General features: G+C 65.3%; 26 protein-coding genes and 1 tRNA gene. 23 read left to right on the forward strand and 4 right to left on the reverse strand.

The annotated features are described in order from the left end of the window. Nucleotides 1-143 precede the first annotated feature (143 nt). The 8 genes from rnk (at nt 144) to ACWGPT_RS07855 (ending at nt 8,007) form a co-directional block, all read left to right on the forward strand. Nucleotides 144-599: a nucleoside diphosphate kinase regulator gene (rnk, locus tag ACWGPT_RS07820; protein WP_452605040.1), complete on the forward strand. Its 456-nt coding sequence runs from the start codon at nt 144-146 to the stop codon at nt 597-599. A 176-nt stretch (nt 600-775) separates the two neighbouring features. Beyond that, nucleotides 776-1,357, forward strand: coding sequence for a nucleoside-diphosphate kinase (locus ACWGPT_RS07825; RefSeq protein WP_452605041.1), 582 nt, complete (start codon nt 776-778; stop codon nt 1,355-1,357). 70 nt (nt 1,358-1,427) lie between these two features. Then, nucleotides 1,428-2,324 (forward strand): DMT family transporter, encoded by an 897-nt coding sequence (locus ACWGPT_RS07830; protein ID WP_452605042.1) that lies wholly within the window; start codon nt 1,428-1,430, stop codon nt 2,322-2,324. Nucleotides 2,325-2,498: 174 nt separating this feature from the next. Next, nucleotides 2,499-2,726 (forward strand): type II toxin-antitoxin system CcdA family antitoxin, encoded by a 228-nt coding sequence (locus ACWGPT_RS07835; RefSeq protein WP_452605333.1) that lies wholly within the window; start codon nt 2,499-2,501, stop codon nt 2,724-2,726. A gap of 811 nt (nt 2,727-3,537) precedes the next feature. Then, entirely contained in the window at nt 3,538-3,993 is a 456-nt protein-coding gene (ribH, locus tag ACWGPT_RS07840) for a 6,7-dimethyl-8-ribityllumazine synthase (RefSeq protein ID WP_452605043.1), read from the forward strand. 4 nt (nt 3,994-3,997) lie between these two features. After that, a complete protein-coding gene (gene nusB, locus ACWGPT_RS07845; protein WP_452605044.1) occupies nt 3,998-4,477 on the forward strand; it encodes a transcription antitermination factor NusB in 480 nt (159 codons plus the stop codon). A gap of 25 nt (nt 4,478-4,502) precedes the next feature. Beyond that, complete coding sequence (locus ACWGPT_RS07850; protein ID WP_452605045.1) at nt 4,503-5,726, forward strand: MFS transporter; 1,224 nt, start codon at nt 4,503-4,505, stop codon at nt 5,724-5,726. 142 nt (nt 5,727-5,868) lie between these two features. Next, complete coding sequence (locus ACWGPT_RS07855) at nt 5,869-8,007, forward strand: sodium-translocating pyrophosphatase (RefSeq protein ID WP_452605046.1); 2,139 nt, start codon at nt 5,869-5,871, stop codon at nt 8,005-8,007. A gap of 71 nt (nt 8,008-8,078) precedes the next feature. On the opposite strand, the gene ACWGPT_RS07860 is transcribed toward ACWGPT_RS07855, so the two are convergent. After that, nucleotides 8,079-8,564 carry an outer membrane protein assembly factor BamE gene (locus tag ACWGPT_RS07860; protein WP_452605047.1) on the reverse strand — a complete coding sequence of 162 codons (486 nt, stop codon included), beginning with the start codon at nt 8,562-8,564 and terminating at the stop codon, nt 8,079-8,081. 241 nt (nt 8,565-8,805) lie between these two features. On the opposite strand from ACWGPT_RS07860, the gene ACWGPT_RS07865 reads away from it, so the two are divergent. The 9 genes from ACWGPT_RS07865 to ACWGPT_RS07905 all read left to right on the forward strand — a co-directional run bounded on the left by ACWGPT_RS07865 (nt 8,806) and on the right by ACWGPT_RS07905 (nt 14,283). Continuing rightward, nucleotides 8,806-9,342: a ubiquinol-cytochrome C chaperone family protein gene (locus ACWGPT_RS07865; protein WP_452605048.1), complete on the forward strand. Its 537-nt coding sequence runs from the start codon at nt 8,806-8,808 to the stop codon at nt 9,340-9,342. A gap of 7 nt (nt 9,343-9,349) precedes the next feature. Next, nucleotides 9,350-9,919 carry a YceD family protein gene (locus ACWGPT_RS07870; protein ID WP_452605049.1) on the forward strand — a complete coding sequence of 190 codons (570 nt, stop codon included), beginning with the start codon at nt 9,350-9,352 and terminating at the stop codon, nt 9,917-9,919. A 94-nt stretch (nt 9,920-10,013) separates the two neighbouring features. After that, nucleotides 10,014-11,060: a phosphate acyltransferase PlsX gene (gene plsX, locus ACWGPT_RS07875; RefSeq protein WP_452605050.1), complete on the forward strand. Its 1,047-nt coding sequence runs from the start codon at nt 10,014-10,016 to the stop codon at nt 11,058-11,060. Nucleotides 11,061-11,078: 18 nt separating this feature from the next. Further along, the gene (locus ACWGPT_RS07880) at nt 11,079-12,050 is read left to right on the forward strand and encodes a beta-ketoacyl-ACP synthase III (RefSeq protein ID WP_452605051.1); all 972 of its coding nucleotides are present in this window, start codon (nt 11,079-11,081) and stop codon (nt 12,048-12,050) included. A 129-nt stretch (nt 12,051-12,179) separates the two neighbouring features. Further along, on the forward strand, nt 12,180-12,518 hold the full coding sequence (locus ACWGPT_RS07885; RefSeq protein ID WP_077547891.1) for an integration host factor subunit alpha: 339 nt from the start codon (nt 12,180-12,182) through the stop codon (nt 12,516-12,518). Between the two features lie 142 nt (nt 12,519-12,660). Further along, the gene (locus tag ACWGPT_RS07890; protein WP_452605052.1) at nt 12,661-13,197 is read left to right on the forward strand and encodes a MerR family transcriptional regulator; all 537 of its coding nucleotides are present in this window, start codon (nt 12,661-12,663) and stop codon (nt 13,195-13,197) included. A 132-nt stretch (nt 13,198-13,329) separates the two neighbouring features. Then, entirely contained in the window at nt 13,330-13,746 is a 417-nt protein-coding gene (locus ACWGPT_RS07895) for a BA14K family protein (RefSeq protein ID WP_452605053.1), read from the forward strand. A gap of 170 nt (nt 13,747-13,916) precedes the next feature. Continuing rightward, on the forward strand, nt 13,917-14,111 hold the full coding sequence (locus ACWGPT_RS07900; protein WP_452605054.1) for a hypothetical protein: 195 nt from the start codon (nt 13,917-13,919) through the stop codon (nt 14,109-14,111). Between the two features lie 98 nt (nt 14,112-14,209). Next, nucleotides 14,210-14,283 (forward strand) — tRNA-Pro (locus ACWGPT_RS07905). 222 nt (nt 14,284-14,505) lie between these two features. On the opposite strand, the gene ACWGPT_RS07910 is transcribed toward ACWGPT_RS07905, so the two are convergent. Next, nucleotides 14,506-15,000 carry a DUF883 family protein gene (locus tag ACWGPT_RS07910; protein WP_452605055.1) on the reverse strand — a complete coding sequence of 165 codons (495 nt, stop codon included), beginning with the start codon at nt 14,998-15,000 and terminating at the stop codon, nt 14,506-14,508. A 280-nt stretch (nt 15,001-15,280) separates the two neighbouring features. Here ACWGPT_RS07910 and ACWGPT_RS07915 point away from each other — a divergent pair, with 280 nt between their 5' ends. The 6 genes from ACWGPT_RS07915 to phoB all read left to right on the forward strand — a co-directional run bounded on the left by ACWGPT_RS07915 (nt 15,281) and on the right by phoB (nt 21,461). Then, complete coding sequence (locus tag ACWGPT_RS07915) at nt 15,281-16,312, forward strand: substrate-binding domain-containing protein (protein WP_452605056.1); 1,032 nt, start codon at nt 15,281-15,283, stop codon at nt 16,310-16,312. 65 nt (nt 16,313-16,377) lie between these two features. Next, nucleotides 16,378-17,838: a phosphate ABC transporter permease subunit PstC gene (pstC, locus tag ACWGPT_RS07920; RefSeq protein ID WP_452605057.1), complete on the forward strand. Its 1,461-nt coding sequence runs from the start codon at nt 16,378-16,380 to the stop codon at nt 17,836-17,838. Further along, entirely contained in the window at nt 17,835-19,169 is a 1,335-nt protein-coding gene (gene pstA, locus ACWGPT_RS07925; RefSeq protein ID WP_452605058.1) for a phosphate ABC transporter permease PstA, read from the forward strand. The genes pstC and pstA overlap by 4 nt, the downstream gene beginning before the upstream one ends. 12 nt (nt 19,170-19,181) lie before the next feature. Beyond that, nucleotides 19,182-19,997 carry a phosphate ABC transporter ATP-binding protein PstB gene (gene pstB / locus ACWGPT_RS07930; protein WP_452605059.1) on the forward strand — a complete coding sequence of 272 codons (816 nt, stop codon included), beginning with the start codon at nt 19,182-19,184 and terminating at the stop codon, nt 19,995-19,997. Nucleotides 19,998-20,041: 44 nt separating this feature from the next. Next, nucleotides 20,042-20,761, forward strand: a complete 720-nt coding sequence (gene phoU / locus ACWGPT_RS07935) for a phosphate signaling complex protein PhoU (protein ID WP_452605060.1) — start codon at nt 20,042-20,044, stop codon at nt 20,759-20,761. A 16-nt stretch (nt 20,762-20,777) separates the two neighbouring features. Then, complete coding sequence (gene phoB, locus ACWGPT_RS07940; protein WP_452605061.1) at nt 20,778-21,461, forward strand: phosphate regulon transcriptional regulator PhoB; 684 nt, start codon at nt 20,778-20,780, stop codon at nt 21,459-21,461. 192 nt (nt 21,462-21,653) lie between these two features. On the opposite strand, the gene phnE (ACWGPT_RS07945) is transcribed toward phoB, so the two are convergent. Beyond that, nucleotides 21,654-23,156, reverse strand: coding sequence for a phosphonate ABC transporter, permease protein PhnE (gene phnE, locus ACWGPT_RS07945; protein WP_452605062.1), 1,503 nt, complete (start codon nt 23,154-23,156; stop codon nt 21,654-21,656). Between the two features lie 12 nt (nt 23,157-23,168). After that, nucleotides 23,169-24,128, reverse strand: a complete 960-nt coding sequence (phnE, locus tag ACWGPT_RS07950) for a phosphonate ABC transporter, permease protein PhnE (RefSeq protein ID WP_452605063.1) — start codon at nt 24,126-24,128, stop codon at nt 23,169-23,171. Nucleotides 24,129-24,170: the final 42 nt, after the last annotated feature.

Here is a 24,170-nt window from a genome sequence, read left to right on the forward strand (position 1 = left end):
CTGGCCGCGGGGCGCGCAGGCAGCTTTCCGTAATTTCGGTTGAAGCTGCCCGTTTATGGCGACGGTCATTCTCCAAGCAAAACCACGATCGCCGTTGCGCGCCATGTCGCGCCGGCCGACAACGAAAGTCAGGAATACCAGCAATGGCTCCCGAGAAGAAGAAGAGCAGCCGCAAGCCGGCCATCATCGTTACCCAGTCGGACCACCAGCGGCTGACGCGGCTTGCCGAGGCGCATGCCGACCGCAACCCGGACGTCGCCGAAGAGCTTCTGGCCGAGCTCGACCGCGCCCGCGTGGTCCAGGACGGCAAGATCGGCGCCGATGTCGTGCGCATGGGCTCCACCCTGCGCTTCACCAGCGACCTCGGCGAGGATCGCACCGTCACCCTCGTCTTCCCCGGCGAAGCGGATATCGCAGCCGGCAAGGTTTCAATCCTCACCCCCATCGGCGCCGCGGTGATCGGCCTGTCGGCCGGCCAGTCGATCGACTGGACCGCCCGCGACGGCCGCGTCCACCGCCTCACCGTCGAGACGGTGCAGCCGCCGGCCGAAAACCCGGCAGCCGCCGCCGCCCCCGCGGAGTTGCGGCCGGCATCATGATCCGCACTCTGCCTCCTTGCCGCCTCTCCCTCTACGGAGGCTGCCTCATCGCAGGATAACCGCCCCTGCGCCGCGCAAACGTCGCGGGCAGGGGAATCTCCCGTCCATGTCTTATGTGCGCGCTCCCCCCGGGATCACCTCAGGAAGCACCCCAGGGAGCACAGGAGAACTGCGATATGTCCAAGGATACCGTCATCCTCACCACCAAGGATTTCACCATACTGGAAGCCATGTGCGACAACCCGCTCGCCCGCCGCGACCTGCTCGTGCCGCAGATCCGGCGCAAGCTGGATGCGGCGATCGTCGTCTTCCGCCAGGACCTGCCGGAAGGGGTGGCGAGCATCAACAGCCGGGTCACGTTCCGGGTCGAGAGCAGCCTGCGCGAAGGCGTCGCGCGCGATACGCGCATCCTGTCGACCGGCCAGGTGGGCGGGCCGGTCGGCATGTTCCTGCCGGTCACCACACCGCGCGGCCTTGCCCTGCTCGGCCTCAGCGAAGGCCAGCAGGCCGTGCTGGAGAATGCCGGCGGCGGCGAGGAGCGGCTCGTGCTCGAAAAGGTGGAATACCAGCCGGAAGAGGCCTGGCGTGCCCGCATCCGGGACCGGGACCGGGACCTTGAGCGGGTGGGAAACGATACGCCTCCCGCTAACGGCAGGCCGCAGCTGCGGGTGGTGTCCGGCGGTCTGGTGCCACGACGCGGCCCGGTCCCGGCGACGCCCCGCGGCCGCGACGACGACCCGGGCCCCTCGGCGGCCTGAGCCCACGCAAAGCCGATGCGGCGCGGGCTCGATTGCCCGCGCCTTCCTCTGAGGATGAAGAAGGAACAGGATGTCCACCAACCTTACCCCGGCGCAGGACATGCGCTCCACCGCCTTCGCCCAGGGACTTTTCTGGATGGGCCTCAGCATGGCGGCCTTCATAGGCATGTCGGTCGGCTCCCGCGAACTGGCGGCCACCCTCTCCATCCAGCAGGTGCTCTTCTTCCGGGCGCTTGTCGGCCTCTTCGTCATCCTCGCCGTCGGCCGGGCGCTCCTGCCGGAACTGCGCGGCCTGAAGATGGTCAGGCTGCATGTCCTGCGCAACGTCGTCCACTTCTTCGCCCAGTATCTCTGGACGATCGGCGTCGTGCTCCTGCCGCTCGCCTCGGTCTTCGCGCTCGAATTCACCATGCCGATCTGGGTGGCCTTCTTCGCCTTCCTCTTTCTGAAGGAAAAACTGACGACGCCGCGCGTCCTCGCCACGATCGGCGGCTTCGTCGGCGTGCTCGTCATCGTCCGCCCCGGAGTGGGCATGGTCGATCCGGCAGCCGGCCTGGTGCTGATCGCCGCCGCCGGCTACGGCCTGTCGCTGATCCTCGTGAAGCAGCTGACCCGCGAGGTTTCCCCCGGTGCGATCGTCGTCTGGATGATCCTCATCCAGCTGCCGCTCGGCTTCCTCGTCTCGCTCACCGACTGGCGTCCGGTCGCCCTGACGGACGTTCCATGGATGCTGGTCGCCGGTATCGGCGCGCTCGCCGCCCATTACTGCCAGGCCCAGGCGCTGAGACGCCTCGACGCCTCCGTCGTCATGCCGATCGATTTCCTGCGCGTCCCCATGGCCGCCGTCGTCGGCTACTACGCCTATTCCGAAGCCATCGACCTCTGGGTCTTCCTCGGCGGCGGCATCATCCTCTTCTCCAACTACCGCGCCGTCATGTCCGAACGTAAGGCCGCCGCGGCCGGGTGAGGGGGAGGGGGAGGATGCGACCTCACCGCGATGTTCCTTCTCCCTGCCCGCGGGGTGCTCGCGGCTAGAATGTGCCCGGCAGGGCGGATGAGGGGAGGGTGCATGACGGGCGACGCGACCTCGCTTGTCGCTGTCCGCTTGTGCGCTATTATCGGTGGGGAAGGAAGGGATCGCATGGCGTCGGCGCGAACTGTAGCCAGTCTGTCACTCGATGCTGCGCTTCTATCCGAAGCGGAGGCGCTGAAGCTTGACGTCAACGGTGCCGCCGAAGAGGGGATTGCGCGTGCGGTGAGCGCTGAAAAGGAGCGCCTCTGGAAGATCGAGCACGCCAACGCTATTCGTGCTGAAAACGAACATCTGGACAATCACGGCCTGCCGCTTTCCCGATTCCGGCGATTTTGATGGCGCGTTTCGAAGTCGATCGCGCGAAGAGCAGTTCGCGTCGGCTGCTTTATAAGTACGTTAAGCGCACCCCCACCCACCAAAAATCAACCACTTAACCCCCGCCACATCCCCGTCCCCGAAACCCGTGCCCATACTTTCCCCGTTCCGCCCTCGGATACACCGGCAGGCGTGCTGGCGAGGCGGGGCCGGCGCTGGTGGTGGGGAAACGACGTAAGTCCTCATCATCGGGGTCCGCGGAAAATGGTCTCCCTCCGGCGACACGGGGAGAGGCGAAGGGTTACGGACCAGCCCTCGTCTCTTGATGCCCGAACAGCGCGCCGGGCGTGCCTGTGCGGCACACAAGGGGGTCGACGGAGATGGTGTCGCCGGATTTTCAAGTCCGACGAGAGACCGGGGCGGAAAGCCTCGGGACCCCGGGAAACCGGCGGAAAGCACCTCCTCCCAGACCTCGACAGAGAGACCCAAGTCGCGGGCAAAAACCGCCGAACGGGGCGCTGAGAGGTGCCACATAAACTAACTTTACGAGGCAGCTTTCAGCGCCCCGTCCGATTTGAAATTCGAAGAACACCAAGGGATGAATCCGTCCACCCGTCATCCTCGGGCGAGCGCAGACGTATCCTGGGGAAAGGGCGGCCGAGGGGCGGCTGAGGGGCGGATACCGAGCGCCCGGGGCCCGGTGGCCGGCCCGATGGCCGCCTGCGACGACCGGGAACACCTGCCATGCGGGAAAAGTGCTTGCCTTCAAGGCAGCGGCGTGGTTTGACCCGCGCCATCCCGATTATTCATGCCGTCTGCCCGAGGTCACCCGATGCCCGATTCCGTCAAGCCCCATCTCCTGGTCGTCGAGGCCCGCTTCTATGAGGACATGTCCGACGCGCTGCTCGACGGCGCGACGGCGGCGTTGACCGAGGCCGGCGCGACCTGGGACGTGGTGACGGTGCCGGGTGCGCTCGAAATCCCGCCGGCGATCGCCATGGCGCTCGATGCGGGCGAAAACGGCGGCACGCAATATCACGGCTTCGTCGCGCTCGGCATGGTGATCCGCGGCGAGACCTACCATTTCGATATCGTCGCCAATGAATCCTCCCGCGCGCTGATGGACCTCGCGGTCTCGGAATCGCTTCCGATCGGCAACGGCATCATGACGGTGGAGAACGAGGAGCAGGCCTGGGCGCGCGTCCGCCGCTCCGAAAAGGACAAGGGCGGCTTTGCCGCGCGTGCGGCGCTGGCCATGATCGCGCTGCGCGAAAAGCTGAATGGTTGATCCGATGACGAACCCAGAAAAACCGGCGGTCAAGCCCGCCAACCAGAGGGGCGCTGCCCGGCTTGCGGCCGTTCAGGCCCTCTACCAGATGGATGTCGGCGGCGCCGGCGTCCTCGAAGTCGTCGCCGAATACGAGGCCCATCGCCTCGGCCAGGAACTCGACGGCGAGACCTACCTGAAGGCGGACCCTTCCTGGTTCCGCTCCATCGTCTCGGGCGTCGTCCGCGACCAGGTGAAGATCGATCCGGTCGTCCGCGCGGCGCTGCAGAACGACTGGCCGCTGTCGCGGCTGGATTCCACGCTGCGCGCCATCCTGCGCGCCGGCACGTTCGAGATCCTCGAGCGCAAGGACGTGCCGGTGCCGGTCATCGTCACCGAATATGTCGAGATCGCCCAGGCCTTCTTCGAGGGCGAAGAGCCGAAGATCGTCAACGCGGTCCTCGACCGGATCGCCAAGCAGGTGCGCGGCCCGACCGCGAAATAGCGCCACGACAGGAAAGGTTGCGGCGATGGATGGCAGCGTCGAGGGACTTCAGGGGCAGGTAAGCGCCGCCAGGCGCAACGTCTTCCTGCTGTCGGTCGTCCAGGCGCTGCTCGGCTCCGCCCCGCCGCTCACCTTCTCCCTCGGCGGGCTCGCCGGCTACCAGATGCTGGGCGACGACAAGTCGCTCGCCACCGCGCCGCTCACCGGCTTCAACGTCGGCGTCGCGCTCGGCGCCGTCGCCGTCGCCATTGCCTCCCGCTATCTCGGCCGCCAGGCGGGATTCATGCTGGGCGCGCTGACGGGCGCGGCCGGCGCCGCGCTTGCCGCGGTCGCGCTCTTCCGCGGCGATTTCTGGCTCTTCGCCACCGGGCTCATGCTGATCGGCGTCTCCGGCGGCTTCACCCAGAAGATCCGCTTCGCCGCCGCCGATGCGTCGCCGAGCTTCTACAAGCCGAAGGCGATCTCCTGGATCCTCGCCGCCGGCATCGTCTCCGCCATCCTCGGGCCGCAGCTCGCCATCTGGTTCAAGGACCTCTTCGCCCCCGTCGGCTTCGCCGGCGCCTTCGTCGCGCTCATTCCGCTCAGCCTCGTCGCGATCCTGGTGCTGGCGGCACTGAAACTGCCGGAGGCCCGCGCAAGGACGGAGGCAGACGCCCCGGTCCGCCCGCTCCGCGAGATCGTGCTGACCCAGCGCTTCATGACCGGCATGGTTTGCGGCATCGGCTCCTATGCGCTGATGACCTTCATGATGACCGGCGCGCCGCTTGCCATGGTGATCGGCTGCGGCTTCTCCACCGAACTCGCCACCCTCGGCATCCAGTGGCACGTGCTCGCCATGTTCGCGCCGAGCTTCTTCACCGGCATGCTGATCACCCGCTTCGGCACCGAGAAGGTGGTAGCCTTTGGCCTCGTCATCCTGATGGCCTGCGCCGTCGTCGCCCACATGGGCGTCGAGCTCTGGAACTTCTGGGGCGCGCTCGTGCTCCTCGGCATCGGCTGGAACTTCGGCTTCATCGGCTCCACCGCCATCGTCGCCTCCAGCTATCGCCCGCACGAGGCCGACAAGGTGCAGGGCTTCCACGACATCGTGCTGTTCGGCACCGTGGCGCTCGCCTCCTTCTCGTCGGGCCAGGTCTTCACCGCCTGGGGCTGGTCGGTGATGAACCTCGTCATCTGGCCGGTGACCATCCTCTGCCTCGTCCTCGTCATCGCCCTGATGCGCCGCAACGCCGCCGCGGGAACCGCCTGACCTCATTCATTTCCGGGGCTTGACGCAACCTCGCCGGAGCCGCAATCTCCCGCTCGGCAACCCTTGGTATCCTTGGGAGGGGAGGCGGTTGCCGGTTCAGGCTGCGAGGGGATCTCGTCGGCGAAAGGGAGAGGAAAAGCGAATGACCGTAGTTTTCGGTGTGATCGTGTGCGGCCTGCTGTCCGTCGCGTATGCCGTCTGGGCAACGCAGAGCGTTCTGGCCGCTGATCAGGGCAATGCCCGAATGCAGGAAATCGCAGGCTATATCCGGGAAGGGGCGCAGGCCTATCTCACCCGGCAATACATGACCATCGCCATCGTCGGCGCGGTCGTGACCGTTCTCGCCTGGCTGCTCCTTTCCGGAACGGCCGCCCTCGGCTTCGTCATCGGCGCCGTGCTCTCCGGTGCGGCCGGCTTCATCGGCATGCACGTCTCCGTCCGCGCCAATGTCCGCACCGCCCAGGCTGCCTCGCAGAGCCTGTCGGCGGGCCTCGACATCGCCTTCAAGTCGGGCGCCATCACCGGCATGCTGGTGGCCGGCCTCGCGCTTCTCGGCGTCTCGATCTACTACTGGATCCTGGTTTCCGTGCTCGGCCATGAAAGCGGTTCGCGCGAGGTGATCGACGCGCTCGTGGCGCTCGGCTTCGGCGCCTCGCTGATCTCGATCTTCGCCCGTCTGGGCGGCGGCATCTTCACCAAGGGCGCCGATGTCGGCGGCGACCTCGTCGGCAAGGTGGAGGCCGGCATCCCGGAAGACGACCCGCGCAACCCGGCGACCATCGCCGACAATGTCGGCGACAATGTCGGCGACTGCGCCGGCATGGCGGCCGACCTCTTCGAGACCTATGCGGTCTCCGTCGTCGCGACCATGGTGCTTGCGGCTATCTTCTTCGCCGGCGCGCCGGTGCTCGAGACCGCCATGGTCTATCCGCTCGCCATCTGCGCCGCCTGCATCGTCACCTCGATCATCGGCACCTTCTTCGTCAAGCTCGGCTCGAACGGCTCGATCATGGGCGCGCTCTACAAGGGCCTCATCGTCACCGGGCTGCTGTCGATCCTCGGCCTGGGAGCGGCAACCTCGCTCACCGTCGGATGGGGCTCGATCGGCACGGTCGCCGGTCAGGACATCACCGGGACGAACCTCTTCATCTGCGGCATCCTCGGCCTCGTGGTCACCGCGCTGATCGTGGTGATCACCGAATACTATACCGGCACCAACAAGCGTCCGGTCAACTCGATTGCCCAGGCCTCGGTCACCGGCCACGGCACCAACGTCATCCAGGGGCTTGCGGTCTCGCTGGAATCGACGGCGCTGCCGGCCATCGTCATCGTCGCCGGCATCATCTCGACCTACCAGCTCGCCGGCCTCTTCGGCACCGGCATCGCCGTGACCGCCATGCTGGGGCTTGCCGGCATGATCGTCGCGCTCGATGCCTTCGGCCCCGTCACCGACAATGCCGGCGGCATCGCCGAAATGTCCGGCCTGCCGTCCGACGTGCGCAAGTCGACCGACGCGCTGGATGCGGTCGGCAACACCACCAAGGCCGTCACCAAGGGTTACGCGATCGGCTCGGCCGGCCTCGGCGCCCTGGTGCTCTTCGCCGCCTATTCGAACGATCTGGCCTATTTCGCGGCCAACGGCGATCGCTACCCCTATTTCCAGGGCATCGGCGATATCTCGTTCAGCCTGTCCAACCCATACGTGGTGGCGGGGCTGATCTTCGGCGGCCTCATTCCCTATCTCTTCGGCGGCATTGCCATGACCGCGGTCGGCCGCGCTGCCGGCTCCATCGTCGAGGAGGTGCGCAAGCAGTTCCGCGAGAATGCCGGCATCATGCAGGGAACGGTGAAGCCGGACTACGGACGTGCCGTCGATATCCTGACGAAGGCCGCGATCCGCGAAATGATCGTTCCGTCCCTTCTTCCGGTGCTGGCGCCGCTCGTCGTCTATTTCGGCGTCCTGCTGATCTCCGGCTCCAAGGCGTCGGCCTTCGCGGCGCTCGGGGCATCGCTGCTCGGCGTCATCGTCAACGGTCTCTTCGTGGCGATCTCCATGACCTCCGGCGGCGGCGCCTGGGACAATGCCAAGAAGAGCTTCGAGGACGGCTATGTCGACAAGGACGGCACGCGCCACATGAAGGGTTCTGACGCCCACAAGGCGTCCGTGACCGGCGACACGGTCGGCGATCCCTACAAGGATACCGCGGGTCCCGCGGTCAATCCGGCGATCAAGATCACCAATATCGTCGCCCTTCTTCTCCTGGCCGTACTGGCGGGCTGAAGCTGCAACGACAAAAGGAAAGGGCCCGCGGATCGCTCCGCGGGCCCTTTTTCCGTTCAGAGACCTTTCGCCTACTGGGCGAGGTTCTGGAAGATGTTGCGCGCGGCACTCGCACCGCCGGCGCCGCCGGCCCCGGACAGAAGCTGCTGCAGGAAGGTCAGGTCGCGACCGCCGGTGGGCGTCGTGCGCGAGATCGAGTCGAACACCTTGCCGTCCTGGAGCGTGTAGTTCGCCTTGCGGGCCACGACGCCGTCCTTGTCGAAATAGATCGCAAGCACGTTCTGCTCGACGAGGCGCGGCTTCATGAAGGCCACCGGCCGCTCCCGCTTCTGCGAGATGTAGTAGAAGACTTCGCTGTCGAAGGTGGCGGTGGTGGAGGGGGTGCCCATGGTCAGCAGCACCTGCTCGCGGCTCGACCCGACGGGGATGAGCGCCAGCGACTCCTGGTCGATGACGTAGCCATTGTACATCGTCTGGCCGATATCCATGGACGTGCAGCCGGTGACTGCGGTCGATGCGATGATGGCCGCGATTGCGGTTCTGCTCAGCAATTTCATTTCAGACCTTAACACCCGCCCTTGAGAGGCTTTCCCGAAACTGTGACTTGCGGACTTTGCCGTTGCCTGCTGTCCATATTCATTGTGGCTATTCCGGGGAGACGGCTCAAAACCGGGTCCCGGAGTGATGCGGAAGTGGCCGCTGCAGAAGACATGCGCAACGGCGTTGCAATTCGTGCCTGCTTCGGTAAACCAGCTTTCGTTTCCATGCAACAGATGGAGACCAAACGCGAGAGCTCCAATGATCTTCGGCCTGTTCAGAAAGAAAAGACAAAACCAGCCGATCGTCGACCGCCAGTACGCTTCCTTGACATCGGCCGCACGCGATCCCTTCTTTTATACGGACCTCGGCGTGCCCGATACGGTGATGGGCCGGTTCGAGATGCTGTCGATCGTCATGATCCTGTTCTTCCGCCGCACCGCCCGCTCGAAGACGAGCGGCCAGGAACTGGCGCAGGAGATCATCGACGCCTTCTTCCAGGATCTCGACCATTCGATCCGCGAACTCGGGATCGGCGACCAGGGCGTTCCGAAACGGATGAAGAAGCTGGCCGGCATGTTCTACGGCCGGCTGGAAAGCTATGCCGCGGCGCTTGACGCGACCGATCGCGAGGATCTCGCGGCGGCACTGGCGAGGAACCTTCATCCGGAAGCTGCCGATGCGCCCCCGATGGACGGTCTGGCGGCATGGATGATCGACGCGGAAGCGGCCCTCGGCGCCGTTTCGGAAGAGGATATCGCCCGTGGTGGCGCGGTTCTGCCGCCGCCGGGCAAGTGAGGAATACATGACGCAAGACCATGGACGAGGCGAAAAGCCGCCCTTTTCCTACCCGGTGCGGGTAGGCCACATTTCCGCCAATGCGGTCTCTGTCCACGTCGAGGCCGCGCCGCGCGAGCTGAAGGCCCTCGCGGACCTCTGGAACGTGCTGGACGTCAAGTCGCTGAAGGCCGACCTGCAGATCGCCCGCTGGAAGAAGGATGGCGTGCGCATCAAGGGCCGCGTCGAGGCGGCGATCGAGCAGGCCTGCGTCGTCACGCTCGAACCGGTGGTCTCGCAGATCGACGAGACCTTCGAGCAGGTCTTCGTTCCGGAAGGATCGAAGCTCGCCCGCGTCGTGCTGGGCGACTCGGCCGAAATGGTCCTCGACCCGGAGGGGCCGGACCTGCCCGAGACCTTCGTCGGCGACACGATCGACGCCGGCGAAGTGGTTGCTGAGGCCGTGGCGCTCGCCATCGACCCCTATCCCCGCAAGCCCGCCATCGAGTTCCAGGCGCATATCGAAAGCGATGCGTCGAAGGACGAAGCCAAGCCTTCTCCCTTTGCCGTCCTCAAGGACTGGAAAAAGCAGGACTAGGATGGAAATCGCCTCGATTGGGTTGTAAGCACCTCCAGAACCATTATTTTGGCCTCGATTTTCGCCGGGTGGCGAGCAAAAGGACAAGGGACGCGTGATCAGAATTTCTGTTGATGTCATGGGAGGCGATTTCGGCCCCAAAGTGGTCATCGCCGGCATAGCCAAGGCATTGGAACGGCACCCCGACGTCACTTTCGTCCTCTACGGGCTGAGGGCCGAATGCGAACCCTACCTCCAGAAGTTTCCAAAACTGCGTGAACGGTCGGTCTTCCACGACTGCGAACTGGCGGTCGCGATGGACGAGAAGCCGAGCCAGGCCCTGCGCCGCGGCCGCTACGTCTCGACCATGTGGCGGGCGATCGAGGCGGTGAAGCACGGCGAGGCGGATGTTGCCGTCTCCGCGGGCAATACCGGTGCGCTGATGGCGATGGCGAAGTTCTGCCTGCGCACCATGGCGCATGTCGAGCGTCCGGCGATCGCCGGCATCTGGCCGACGCTGAAGGGCGAGAGCATCGTTCTCGACATCGGTGCGACGATCGGTGCCGATGCCCAGCAGCTGATGGATTTCGCGTTGATGGGCGGGGCCATGGCCCGTGCCCTGTTCGAGACGGACCGTCCGACCGTCGGCCTCCTCAATGTCGGCGTCGAGGAGGTCAAGGGCCTCGAGGAAGTCAAGGAAGCAGGGCGGCTGATCCGCGATGCCAACCTTGCGACAATCGCCTATCACGGCTTCGTCGAGGGTGACGACATCAGCAAGGGCACCGTGGACGTCGTCGTGACCGAGGGCTTCACCGGCAATATCGCGCTCAAGGCGGCCGAGGGAACGGCCCGCCAGATCGCGCAGCTTTTGCGCGACGCCATGTCGCGTACGTTCCTTGCCAAGATGGGATATCTGCTGGCGAAGAGTGCCTTCGACCTGCTGCGGGAGAAGATGGACCCGCGCAAGGTCAATGGCGGCGTCTTCCTCGGCCTCAACGGCATCGTCATCAAGAGCCACGGCGGCACCGATGCCGAAGGGTTCGCGGCGGCGATCGACGTCGGCTACGACATGGCCCGCAACCGGCTGACCGAGAAGATCGCCGAGGACTTGAGAATCTATCACGCCCGCCACCAGCCGCCGGCTGGCCCCGAGGCAGCCTGACGACAGGATGAAAATAGCATGATCCGTTCAGTGGTTCGCGGCTACGGTGCCGCACTGCCCAAGCGCGTGGTCCCCAATCTCGAACTGGAAGGTGTCGTCGAGACCTCCGACGAATGGATTGTCCAGCGTACCGGGATTCGCCAGCGCTACATTGCGGGCGAGGGGGAGACGACGGCCTCGCTCGGCGAGGCGGCAGCACGCGCTGCCCTTGAAAAGGCGGGCCTGACCCCGGCCGACATCGACCTGATCGTCGTCGCGACCTCAACCCCGGACAACACGTTTCCGGCCACCGCCGTGAACATCCAGAACCGTCTCGGCATGACCCACGGCTTCGCCTTCGACATGCAGGCGGTCTGTTCGGGCTTCGTCTATGCGATGGCGACGGCGGACATGTATATCCGCGGCGGCATGGCGAAGCGCGTCCTGGTGATCGGCGCGGAAACCTTTTCGCGCATCCTCGACTGGAAGGACCGCACCACCTGCGTGCTCTTCGGCGACGGTGCCGGCGCGCTTGTGCTCGAGGCGGCGGAAGGCGAGGGCACGATCGCCGACCGCGGCATCCTGACCTCGCATCTGCGCTCCGACGGAAGCCACAAGGAAAAGCTCTATGTGGATGGCGGCCCATCGACGACGGGCACTGTCGGCCATCTTCGGATGGAAGGCCGCGAGGTCTTCAAGCACGCCGTGGGCATGATCACCGACGTCATCGAGGCGGCCTTCGATGCGACCGGCACCACCGCGGAGGACCTGGACTGGCTCGTGCCGCACCAGGCGAACCGCCGCATCATCGACGGCTCGGCAAAGAAGCTCGGCATCCCGCCGGAAAAGGTCGTGGTGACCGTCGACCTGCACGGCAATACCTCGGCTGCGTCCATACCGCTGGCGCTCTCCGTCGCGCTCGACGACGGGCGCATCAAGAAGGGCGACCTGGTCATGCTCGAAGCCATGGGCGGCGGTTTCACCTGGGGAGCGGTGCTGCTCCGCTGGTAGCGCCCTTTCTGCCGTGTGTCATTTCAGCACATCGGTCGAAGCTGCTGATTTTTCAGTAGTGCTTGACCCTGCGGCTTAACCAAAATACTCTCTTAGCGCTTTCAGACGATAGTGGACTGGGCGGGGATCATGGCCGGAAAAACAGTGACACGGGCAGATCTGGCTGAATCGGTTTTCCGTAAGGTCGGTCTTTCTCGAACTGAATCCGCCGAGCTGGTGGAAACCATCATCGACGAGATCTGCAACGCCATCGTCCGCGGCGAAACGGTGAAGCTTTCCTCGTTCGCAACCTTCCAGGTCCGCTCCAAGAACGAGCGCATCGGCCGCAATCCGAAGACCGGGGAGGAGGTTCCGATCTCGCCCCGCCGGGTGATGACCTTCAAGGCCTCCAACGTCCTCAAGCAGCGCATCCTGCGCGCCCACAACATGCGCAAGCTGAAGCAGAAGCCGCCCGTTCCGGCCGCCTGATACATTCAGCTGTTCAAATCTTCCATACGTGCTTGAATTCTGGCGCATAGAGCGCTGAAATAACGACGATTCGTGACTTGCCGGCATTCCTCGCCCCGGTGGGCGGACCGTGAAGCATCATGCTTGCCAGTGGGAGATTGAGGTGGACAAGAGCCCGGACGCTTTCCGCACCATCAGCGAGGTCGCCGAAGATCTCGACCTGCCGCAGCACGTGCTGCGCTTCTGGGAGACGCGCTTCCCGCAGATCAAGCCGATGAAGAGGGGCGGCGGACGCCGCTACTACCGGCCGGAAGACGTCGACCTCCTGAAGGGTATCCGCCACCTCCTCTACGACCACGGCTACACGATCAAGGGCGTCCAGAAGCTCCTGAAGACCAACGGCAACAAGTTCGTCGCGGCGATCGCCTCCGGCGACCTCGCCGCGATGGATGCCCTCATGGCGGCCGGCAGCGACAAGCATGTCGAGCCGAAGGTCGGAGGTTCCGAGGAGGACCAGCTCGTCGGCAGGCCGAAGGCAAAGCCGAGCGGCCGCTTCTTCGGCTTCGGCGCGGCGGGCGAGGGCGACATGCCCGAGATCTCGGTCGGCAAGGCGGGGATCGCCAAGGAAGACCGCGCCCTCCTGCAGGAGGCGCTTTTCGACCTCCTGGAATGCAAGCGCCTGCTCGACCAGGTGCGCTGACCACGCGGGGCCTCCCGGGGCCTCCCGGCGGTTTCTCGTCTTGCGCGCACGAAAACTTGTTTGTTCACCTCTGGTTCAGGCGATTTGCCGGACCATTTTCCCAGGCAGGGACGAACATCAAGGTGAGAAAACATGAAAAAGCTTGCAGTCATTCTGGTTTCGCTGGTCACGGCCGTGTCCGGCATTACGCCGGCCCAGGCCTTTCCCTCGGCCCCTGCCGTTAAGGTGGAAGCGGTAAACGACGTCCAGCAGGTTCGTCACCGTGACCGCCACTGGGGTGGCGATCGCCACTGGCGCCGCCACGGTCCCCGTTATTACGGCCACCGGCACCATCGCCATCGCGGCAGCAATGCCGGCGCCATCATCGGCGGTCTCGCAGCCGGCGCGATCATCGGTGGCGCTCTCGCATCGCAGCCGCGACGTTACTATCGCGGCGGCAACGACGCGCACGTCCAGTGGTGCTACGCCCGCTACCGTTCCTACAGGGCCTACGACAACACGTTCCAGCCCTATAACGGCCCGCGCCGGCAGTGCTACTCGCCCTACTGAGGGCGGCCAAGGCCTTGCCTGCGGCCGGAAGACGCCGCAGGCATCAGGATCGGCGGCGGGCAGTTCGCCCCGCCGCCGATGTAAATCTTCGTTAACAAACTCTTCCTAGGATCCCGGGAACCGGTGAGGGGGATGCGCCGTTATCAACGACGCAAGACGGAGGGACCGACATGATCTGGAAGATTTTCACGCAGGCGCTGTCGACGGACACCCAGCCGGCCACGGGCACCTATCCCGACGGGTTCTACCACCTGCTTGCCCGCAACGACCTCGCCCACGAGCGCGACCGCCACTTCCGCGAATCCTACGGACGCGACTATTCCCTCGCCCGCACCCTCGACACCGCCCCGCCGGCCTTCGGCTGAGACCGGAGAGAAGGGGCGGGACAATTCCGGCTCCGCGATTTTTTTGCTTGCACCGGTCCGGCCGAATGACTAGGGAAAACGTGCTCGCGAGAGCGTGTCGGAATGTAGCGCAGCCCGGTAGCGCACTTGACTGGGGGTCAAGGGGTCGTGGGTTCGAATCCCGCCATTCCGAGATATTCTACGGTTAGTCCGAAAGGGCGACGTATCATCGAAACGCCAGCTACCTCGTAGCTGGCGTTTCTGATTCCGGGGCCGATAATCGAGAGACGTGACGGGACGAGAGTGCCGGCGGACACGTGCCCGTCAGGCCGCCGCAAGATCATGCCGGCGAGGGGCGTCCGCCCGGGGGCGGAAACGCCGGAATGTCTTAAGCGGCCTGAAGGACCGGGCCGGCCTATCTCCGCAATCCGAAGACGAAGCCCAGGAAGGCGGCGATGCCGACCGCCTGCCAGGGGCGCTCGCGGATGCGGACCTCGATGTCCTCGAGCGCGTCCTGGGCGCGTGCCCTCGCAAGGCGGGTCGTTCCCGATGCAAGCGAGGTGACGGTTTCCCGCAGTCGCGCGACCTCGGCCTTCAGCGCGTGCATTTCTCCCGGTTCGAACAGGGTCTCGTCCCGGTCGGGCTTTTCGCGCGTTGCCTCGAGGGCTTCGTCGACCAGGGGGAAGGCGTCGTTGCGCGCTTCGGAACGGGTCGGCTGCGCGCTCCGCAGCGACTTCGGTTCGCTGGCGGCGCGGCCGGCGATCACCGTGTCCGTTGCGGCCACCGGGTCGGATGCGGGAAAGGTCGCCTCCAGTCCCTCCTGCAGGCCGCTCTTGTCATCGCCGGCGCGTTGCCGTGCCCGCTCTTTCCTGATCGAGCGTACGGCGGGGGTTTCGTTGTCCTGTGCCATTTTTTCTCCTTCCTTCGTCAGCGGAGAAAATTCGCCAGCGCCCCCGAAGTTCCATCGGAGGGCAGGGAGGAAACGATCATCCGGAGCAACGCAAAAAGGCCGGTTTCCGGGGATAGTCCTGTCATAGCGACATGCACCGGGCAGACCCGCCCGAACGCTCCTGGAAGGCCCGGAGCGTGCCGCTTCGAACTGCCATGTTACTGTCACAAAACTGTAATGGCGCCCCTATAGAGGGAAGCCGACGCCGAAGCGTCAATCCGAATTCTTAGGGAGAAAATCCATGAAGAAGTACCTTGGAAGCTGCGCCGTCGTCGCCCTGATGCTGGCTACCACGGGTGCGGCCGCGGCACGCGACCAGATCCAGATCTCCGGTTCCTCGACCGTCCTGCCCTATGCCTCCATCGTCGCCGAAGCCTTCGGCGAAAACTTCGATCATCCCACCCCGGTCGTCGAATCCGGTGGCTCGGGCGCCGGCCGCAAGAAGCTCTGCGAAGGCGTCGGCGAGAACACCATCGACATCGCCAACTCCTCCTCGCGCATCAAGCAGTCGGACATCGACCTCTGCGCCCAGAACGGCGTGAAGGAAATCCAGGAAGTCCGCATCGGCTACGACGGCATCGTCTTCGCCTCCGACATCAACGGCCCGGAATACAAGTTCACCCCGGGTGACTGGCACAATGCGCTGGCCGCCAAGGTCGTCAAGGATGGCCAGCTGGTCGACAACCCCTACAGGAACTGGAACGAGATCCGTCCGGACCTGCCGGCGCAGCCGATCCTCGCCTTCATCCCCGGCACCAAGCACGGCACCCGCGAAGTCTTCGACGAGAAGGTCATCGTCGACGGCTGCAAGGAGAACGGCACCGAGGAAGCCCACAAGGCTGCCGGCGCTGAAGATGCCGCCAAGGCCTGCATGCAGCTGCGCACCGACGGCGTTTCGGTCGATATCGACGGCGACTATACCGAGACGCTGGCCCGCATCGACGCCAACAAGAACGGCATCGGCGTATTCGGCCTGTCCTTCTACCAGAACAACACCGACAAGCTGCGCGTCGCGACCATGAACGACGTCGAACCGACGGTCGAGAGCATTGCTTCCGGCGACTACCCGGTATCGCGTCCGCTCTACTTCTACGTGAAGAACGCCCACCTCGACGTCATCCCCGGCCTCCAGGAATATGTGGAGTTCTTCGTGTCGGACGACATCGCCGGCCCGAACGGTCCGCTGGCGCAGTACGGCCTCGTCTCCGATCCGGAGCTTGCCAAGACGCAGGAAGCGGTTAAGAACCGCACCCCGATGGCGCCGCTGAAGTAAGGCGGCACCCTCCGGCGGCGCAAGGAATGCGCCGCCGGTCTTATTCGACCGAGGATCCGGGCTAGATGAACGTTGGTAGCATTATCCTTGTCGTCCTGGTGCTGGCGGCGATCGGCTATGTCCTTGGCCGGCGCCGCGCCCTGACCATGTCAGCGGCCAGTGGAGTTCGCCTCCACTCGCTCCCGGGCTATTACGGCCAGACGGTCGCGCTTTTCGTCGCGGTGCCGGCTCTCCTCATCCTGGCGGTGTGGCTGTTCATCCAGCCGATCGCAATCGAAAGCCGCGTCACCGGGATGATACCGGACGCCGCAATCCCCGAGGGCGAGGCGCGAAGCCTGGTCATGGCGGATGTGCGCCAGATCGCCGGCGGGCTCGATGCGGTGCTGGAGCGCAACGCCCTGAACGAGGAAGCGCTTGTCAACGGCGAGGTGGACTCCTCCAACATCCGGGGACGCCTCGCCGAAGTGGGTGTCGCGCTCGGCAGCGATGCGCCGCGCGAAGTGTTCGAGGCGGCCGTCAGCTACCGGCAGAGCGCCAAGTACAGCCACATCGCCATGACCGTCGTGGTGCTGGGCTGCGCGCTTGGACTGGGCGCCTGGTCGCTGATGCGTATCCAGCCCAGGATGCGGGCCCGCAATGTCAGCGAAAACTTCGTTCTCGCCCTGCTGATCGGCTCCTCGACGATCGCCGTCCTGACGACGGCGGGCATCGTCTTCTCGCTGGTCTTCGAGACCATCAACTTCTTCAAGATGTACCCGGCCTCGGAATTCTTCTTCTCCACGATCTGGAACCCGAAGTTCCAGGGCGGTTCGGAGCTCGGCATCCTGCCTCTTCTCTGGGGCACGCTCTATATTTCGCTGGTGGCGCTTCTCGTCGCCGTGCCGATCGGGCTGATGATCGCGATCTATCTCGCCGACTACGCCAGCCCGACGCTGCGCAGCTTCGCCAAGCCGGCGATCGAGATCCTCGCCGGCATCCCGACCATCGTCTACGGCCTGTTCGCGCTGATCACGGTCGGCCCCTTCCTTCGCGACTGGATTGCCCAGCCGCTCGGTCTCGGCAGTTCCTCCTCCTCCGTCCTCACCGCCGGCCTCGTCATGGGCGTCATGATCATCCCGTTCGTGAGCTCGCTCTCGGACGACATCATCAATGCCGTTCCCCAGTCGATGCGCGACGGCTCCTATGCGCTCGGCGCGACGCAGTCGGAGACCATCAAGCAGGTGATCCTGCCCGCGGCCCTGCCGGGCATCGTCGGCGCCATCCTGCTCGCCGCCAGCCGTGCGATCGGCGAGACGATGATCGTGGTCCTCGGCGCAGGTGCTGCGGCCAGGCTCGATCTCAATCCGTTCGAGGCGATGACGACCGTCACCGTCAAGATCGTCAGCCAGCTGACCGGCGACACGGAATTCGCAAGCCCCGAAACGCTGGTCGCCTTCGCCCTCGGCCTTACCCTCTTCGTGATCACGCTCGGGCTCAACGTGCTTGCCCTCTATGTCGTGCGCAAATATCGGGAGCAGTACGAATGACCGACGCAATCGCCCTGACAACCGGCAAGCCCAAGCTCGCCGCCAGCGCGCGAACGCTTCGCCGCAAGGCGGCCGAGAACCGCTTCCGGCGCCTCGGCCTGCTGGCGGTCATCCTCGGCGTGCTGGCGCTCGTCGGCCTGCTGGCCTCGATCCTGACGAACGGCCTGTCGTCCTTCCGGCAGACTTACATCACCATGGACATCTACCTGGACCCGGGCATTCTCGACAAGCAGGGCAACCGCGACCCCGCCGAGATCGCCAAGGTCACCACCTTCGGCTACGTTCCGCTGATCGAGGGGTCGCTTGCCAAGGAGATGAGCGAGAAGGGCTTCAAGAGCAAGATGGAGGCCGAAGCGGCCGTTGCCCTGATCTCCAAGGAGGCCCCGGCCATCCTGCGCCGCTACGTGCTCGCCGATCCCTCGCGCATCGGCGAGACGGTCAAGTTCGACATGCTCGCCTCCGGCCGGATCGACGGCTATTACAAGGGCCGGGTGACCATGGAGAGCGCGGCACTCGACCGCAACACCTCGCCCGAGCAGCTGGAACTGGCCGATGAGCTGAAAGAGGCCGGCATCCTCACGACGCGGTTCAATTGGGACTTCTTCACCGCTCCGGACGCATCCGATACGCGTCCCGAGGCCGCCGGCCTCGGTGTGGCGATCCTGGGCTCGGCCTACATGATGCTGATCGTTCTCGTCCTTTCGCTGCCGATCGGCGTCGCGGCCTCGATCTACCTGGAGGAGTTCGCGCCCAAGAACCGCTTCACCGACCTGATCGAGGTGAACATCGCCAATCTCGCGGCGGTCCCCTCGATCGTCTTCGGCATCCTCGGGCTCGCCGCCTTCATCAACTTCATGGGACTGCCGCAGTCGGCGCCGATCGTCGGCGGCCTGGTCCTGACGCTGATGACGCTGCCGACGATCATCATCGCGACCAGGGCGGCCCTGAAGGCCGTGCCGCCGTCGATCCGCGACGCCGCGCTCGGCGTCGGCGCCTCGAAGATGCAATCGGTCTTCCACCACGTCCTGCCGCTTGCCATGCCCGGCATCCTGACGGGCACGATCATCGGCCTTGCCCAGGCACTCGGAGAGACGGCGCCGCTGCTCCTGATCGGCATGGTCGCCTTCGTGCGGGAATATCCCGCCGCGCCGCCCGAGGGCTTCTTCGATCCCGCCTCAGCCCTGCCGGTTCAAGTCTACAACTGGACGCAGCGCGGAGACCCTGCTTTTGTGGAACGTGCATCGGGTGCGATTATCGTTCTGCTTGTATTTCTTCTGGTCATGAACCTCGTGGCCGTCATTCTGCGTCGTCGCTTCGAGCGTCGGTGGTAAGGAGAGAGCGAGATGAACATCCTGTCGGAAGCCGGCACAGAAGAAGCCCTGGTAAAGAAGATGAATGAAATCGACTACAAGATGGTGGGGCAGGACGTCTCCGTCTATTACGGCGACAAGCGGGCCCTGTTCGATGTCAACCTCGGCGTCCGCAAGAACACGGTGACCGCGCTGATCGGCCCGTCCGGATGCGGCAAGTCAACCTTCCTGCGCTGCCTGAACCGCATGAACGACACGATCGCCAATGCCCGGGTCACAGGAAAGATCACGCTGGATGGCCAGGATATCCAGGACCCGGACATCGACGTCGTGGAACTGCGTGCCCGCGTCGGCATGGTCTTCCAGAAGCCCAACCCGTTCCCGAAGTCCATCTACGAGAACGTCGCCTACGGTCCGCGCATCCACGGCCTGGCGCGCTCGAAGGCGGAACTGGACCAGATCGTCGAGAGCAGCCTGCAAAAGGCGGGTCTCTGGAACGAGGTGAAGGACCGGCTGCACGAGGCGGGAACCGGGCTTTCGGGCGGCCAGCAGCAGCGCCTGTGCATCGCCCGCGCGGTCGCAGTCTCGCCGGAAGTCATCCTCATGGACGAGCCCTGTTCGGCGCTCGACCCGATCGCCACGGCAAGGGTGGAGGAACTGATCCACGAACTGCGGGCGAACTACTCGATCGTCATCGTCACCCATTCGATGCAGCAGGCGGCCCGCGTCTCGCAGCGCACGGCGATGTTCCATCTCGGCCACCTCGTGGAGGAGGACGATACGGACAAGATGTTCACCAACCCGAACGACCAGCGCACGCAGGACTACATCATGGGTCGCTTCGGCTGATCCGCGGTCAGGCGCCCGATACGAAGACACTGAGGAACTGGATCATGCCATCAACCCATATCACGTCGGCCTTCGACGAGGAGCTGAAATACCTGGCCCGCCGGATCTCCGAGATGGGCGGGCTCGCCGAACAGATGTGCAGCGATGCGGTTCGCGCGCTCGTCAACTCCGACGCGGCGCTGGCCCAGAAGGTGATTTCGGACGACGTGGTGCTCGACCATGCGGAGCGCGAGATCGGCGAGAAGGCGATCCTGACGATCGCCAAGCGCCAGCCCGTCGCGGCAGACCTGCGCGAGATCATCGGCTCTCTGCGCATCGCAGCGGACCTCGAGCGCGTCGGCGACCTCGGCAAGAACACGGCCAAGCGGGTGATCGCGGTCCAGGAAACGGGCATCCCGCGCAACCTGGCGCGCGGGATCGAGCATCTTTCCGACCTCGCGCTGGTGCAGCTCAAGGAAGTCCTCGACGTCTACGTGACCCGCTCGGCCGAGAAGGCCGAAGCGATCCGCGAGCGCGACGAGGAAATCGACGCAATGTACACCTCGCTGTTCCGCGAACTCCTCACCTACATGATGGAGGACCCGCGCAACATAACCAGTTGCACCCATCTGCTGTTCTGCGCCAAGAATATCGAGCGGATCGGCGACCACGCGACCAACATCGCCGAGACGATCTATTACATGGCGACCGGATCGCAGCCGGAGGGTGAGCGCCCCAAGGACGACCGGTCGACCACGCTCAGCACCGTGCTGGGCGAGGAGTAGGATCGCGGGGCCGACCATGCACGCAAAGATTACCGTCGTTGAGGACGAGGAAGCCCTCAGCGTGCTTCTTCGCTACAATCTCGAGGCCGAAGGCTACGAGGTGGAGACCATCGTGAAGGGCGACGAGGCCGAGCTGCGCCTCCAGGAGCGGGTTCCGGACCTCCTCATCCTCGACTGGATGCTTCCCGGTGTCTCCGGCATCGAGCTCTGCCGTCGCCTTCGCCAGCGGCGGGAGACGGAGCGCCTGCCGATCATCATGCTGACGGCGCGGGGCGAGGAGAGCGAACGCGTGCGCGGGCTCGCCACGGGCGCCGACGACTATGTCGTGAAGCCCTTCTCGACGCCCGAACTGATGGCCCGCGTCAGGGCCATGCTCCGCCGCGCCAAGCCCGAGGTGCTGTCGACGGTTCTGCGCTGCGGCGATATCGAGCTCGACCGGGAAACCCACCGCGTCCACAGGAAGAGCCGCGAGGTCCGGCTGGGGCCGACGGAGTTCCGCCTGCTGGAATTCCTGATGTCGGCGCCGGGACGCGTCTATTCGCGCGCACAATTGCTCGACGGTGTCTGGGGCCACGACATCTACGTCGACGAGCGCACGGTGGACGTCCATGTCGGGCGCCTGCGCAAGGCCCTCAACTTCTCCAACATGCCGGATGTCATCCGCACGGTCCGCGGCGCCGGCTATTCGCTGGAAAGCTAGGCGCCGGCTCACCGCGCGGTGCGGGCTGGAATAAGGAAGGCAGTCGGCATCATGCCGGCTGCCTTTTCCGTTTCGGCGTGCCGGCGGAGGGCCGCGGGTAGGGGATCTATGGAAGGGATCTACGGAAAGGAAAGAGCCGCGACCGTCTCCTGCGCGGCTCTGGACTGCGTCGCCCTGGGCGGCTTCCGGTCTCTACCGCTCCCGACCCATCAGCCGCGAACGCAGGGCGTTCGAGATCCCGTCGAAGAGGAAGACGACGATGAGGATGAGGAGCACCATGTAGGCGACGTTCTCCCAGTCGGAATTGGTGCGCATCGCCTCCCACAGCTTCAGGCCGATGCCGCCGGCGCCGACTGCGCCGATGATGGTGGCCGAGCGGGTGTTCGATTCCCAGAAGTAGAGCGCCTGGGAGGCGAAGACGGGCATGACCTGCGGCAGCACGCCGAAGCGCTGGACCGCGAGCGGCGGCGCGCCGACCGAGCGGACGCCCTCCCGCTGCCGGTCGTCGATGTTCTCCAGCGCCTCGGCATAGAGCTTGCCGAGCGTCCCCGTGTCGGTGAAGAAGATGGCGGATATGCCGGCGAGCGGCCCCGGGCCGAAGGCGCGGGTGAAGAACAGCGCCCAGATCAGCATGTCGACGGAGCGCAGGAAGTCGAACAGCCGCTTGGCGATCTGGTTGACCGGCCGGTTGTGGACGATGTTGCGCGCCGCGATGAAGGAGAGCGGGAAGGCCACGATCATCGCGAAGAGCGTGCCGATGAAGGCCATGACGATCGTCTGCAGGAGCTTGGTCCAGACGTCGAGATGCTGCCAGGACGGGTTGTAGAGGATGTCGTTCCAGGCGAGCGACAGGTTGCTGCGGGCGGGATCGATCCGTTCGCCGCCGAAGATCAGCCCGGCGACTTCGCCCGCCGACTTCCCGAAGAAGGCGGAATTCGTGTCGAAGAGGAAGTTCTCCCAGCCGAGGAAGCGCTTGCGGATGCGCACCCGGTCGTCGCTGATGTCGGCCCATCCGGAGAAGCCGAAATAGGCGGTGACCCGGCCGCCGGCCGAGCGCTGCTCGACCCATTCCGGCAAGGGCTCGTGGGCGATCACGTCCTCCGCGTCGCGATCGAGAAGCAGCGTCACCGTCTCCTCGCCGCGCGTGAGGACGACCCGGTCCGGCCTGACGTCGATCGTACGGGAAGGACCCATCAGCACCAGGGCCTCGGTCACGACTTCCTCGGTGCGGGTCTCGGCGACCGGGACCGGTAGCGACAACTGCCGGGGGGAGGGCGCGGGCGCCATGAAGCTGAAGCTCGACGACGGCTGCGGGGCGGCAGCCGGTGCGGTTACCGCCGGGACCTCGATCCTGCGCGTCACCGTTTCGCGGCGTGCCTCGAGCCAGTCGGGATTGGGGTTCGGGCCGATCGGGTCGAAGCGCGGATAGGTGATCCGCATCGCGCCGTCCGGGGCGATGTCGATGTCGGGGCGGATTTCGTAGGAGACCCAGTCGGCGAGGTAGTTGCCCGCGAGCCCCCAGTTGGCGGAGGAGACGACCTTGCCAACGGCGAAGAACCACCACGCGAAGACGAAGTAGGCGAGGGCCGCCGTGGCGATGATGGGGACGCGATACCGCTGCCAGGCGGAGCGCTGGAGGAGTTCGGGGTAGCGGGACGCCAGGGCGTCCATTTCGGCCGCGTTGAGAATGGTCATGCCAGCCCTCGTTCAGATTGCGTGGAAGGCCTGGTCGCCGACGAGCCTGCGGCGCAGCCATGCGGAAAACTGGTCCACGGCGACGATCGTCAAAAGCAGCAGCAGGACGATCGCCAGCGTCTTGGCCTCGTGGCCCTGCCCGATGGAGAGGCGCAGCAGTTCGCCGATGCCGCCGCCGCCGACGGCGCCGATGATCGTGGAGGCCCGCACGTTGATCTCCAGGCGCAGCAGGAAATAGCTCATGAAGTTCGGCATGACCTGCGGCACCATCCCGAACCAGGATCGTTCCAGCCAGTTCGCCCCGACCGCCTTCAGGCCCTCGTCGGGCTTCATGTCGGCATTCTCGATCACCTCGAAGAACAGCTTGCCGAGCGCCCCCACCGTGTGGATCGAGACGGCGATCAGCGCCGGGATCGGCCCGATCGAGAAGATGGCCAGGAAAAAGCCGGCGATCACCACTTCCGGAAAGGCCCGGAGCAGTTCCATCAGCCGGCGGACCGGCCCGCGTATCCAGGGGCTGGGGGTCATGTTCTTCGCCGCGAGGAAGGAGAGGATGAAGCCGAAGACCAGTCCGATGCCCGTCGCGGCGACCGCGATGTTGAGCGTCACCAGCATCTGGTGGACATATTCGGGCAGGTAGAGGCTCTCCGTCAGGTAGAGCCGCCCCTCCGGATAATTGTATTTCAGGCTGCCGTCGTCGTAGGGGGAGGGCAGGTCGAACAGGGCCCGCCACACTTCCATGCCGTCCCTCGGGATCAGCTGGCCGACGAAGTCGAAGAAATAGGGAAGCCTGTCGAAGAACTTGCCGGCATTGCTGTCGTTGGCGAACCAGAGCGAGCCCGAGACGACCATCAGCAGGAGTGCGGAGCACAGGATCGTGTAGAAGCGCCGCTCGCGCGCGAGCTGCTGCCAGTGACGTTCGACGAGCGCGCCGCTTTCGCCGAGCGTCGGTTTCATGACGGAAGTCGGCATGGCGCCATCCCGGATCAGCTGTTGCGAGAAAGGGCCGCCGCG

It is taken from the genome of Pseudorhizobium sp. NPDC055634, assembly GCF_053618655.1.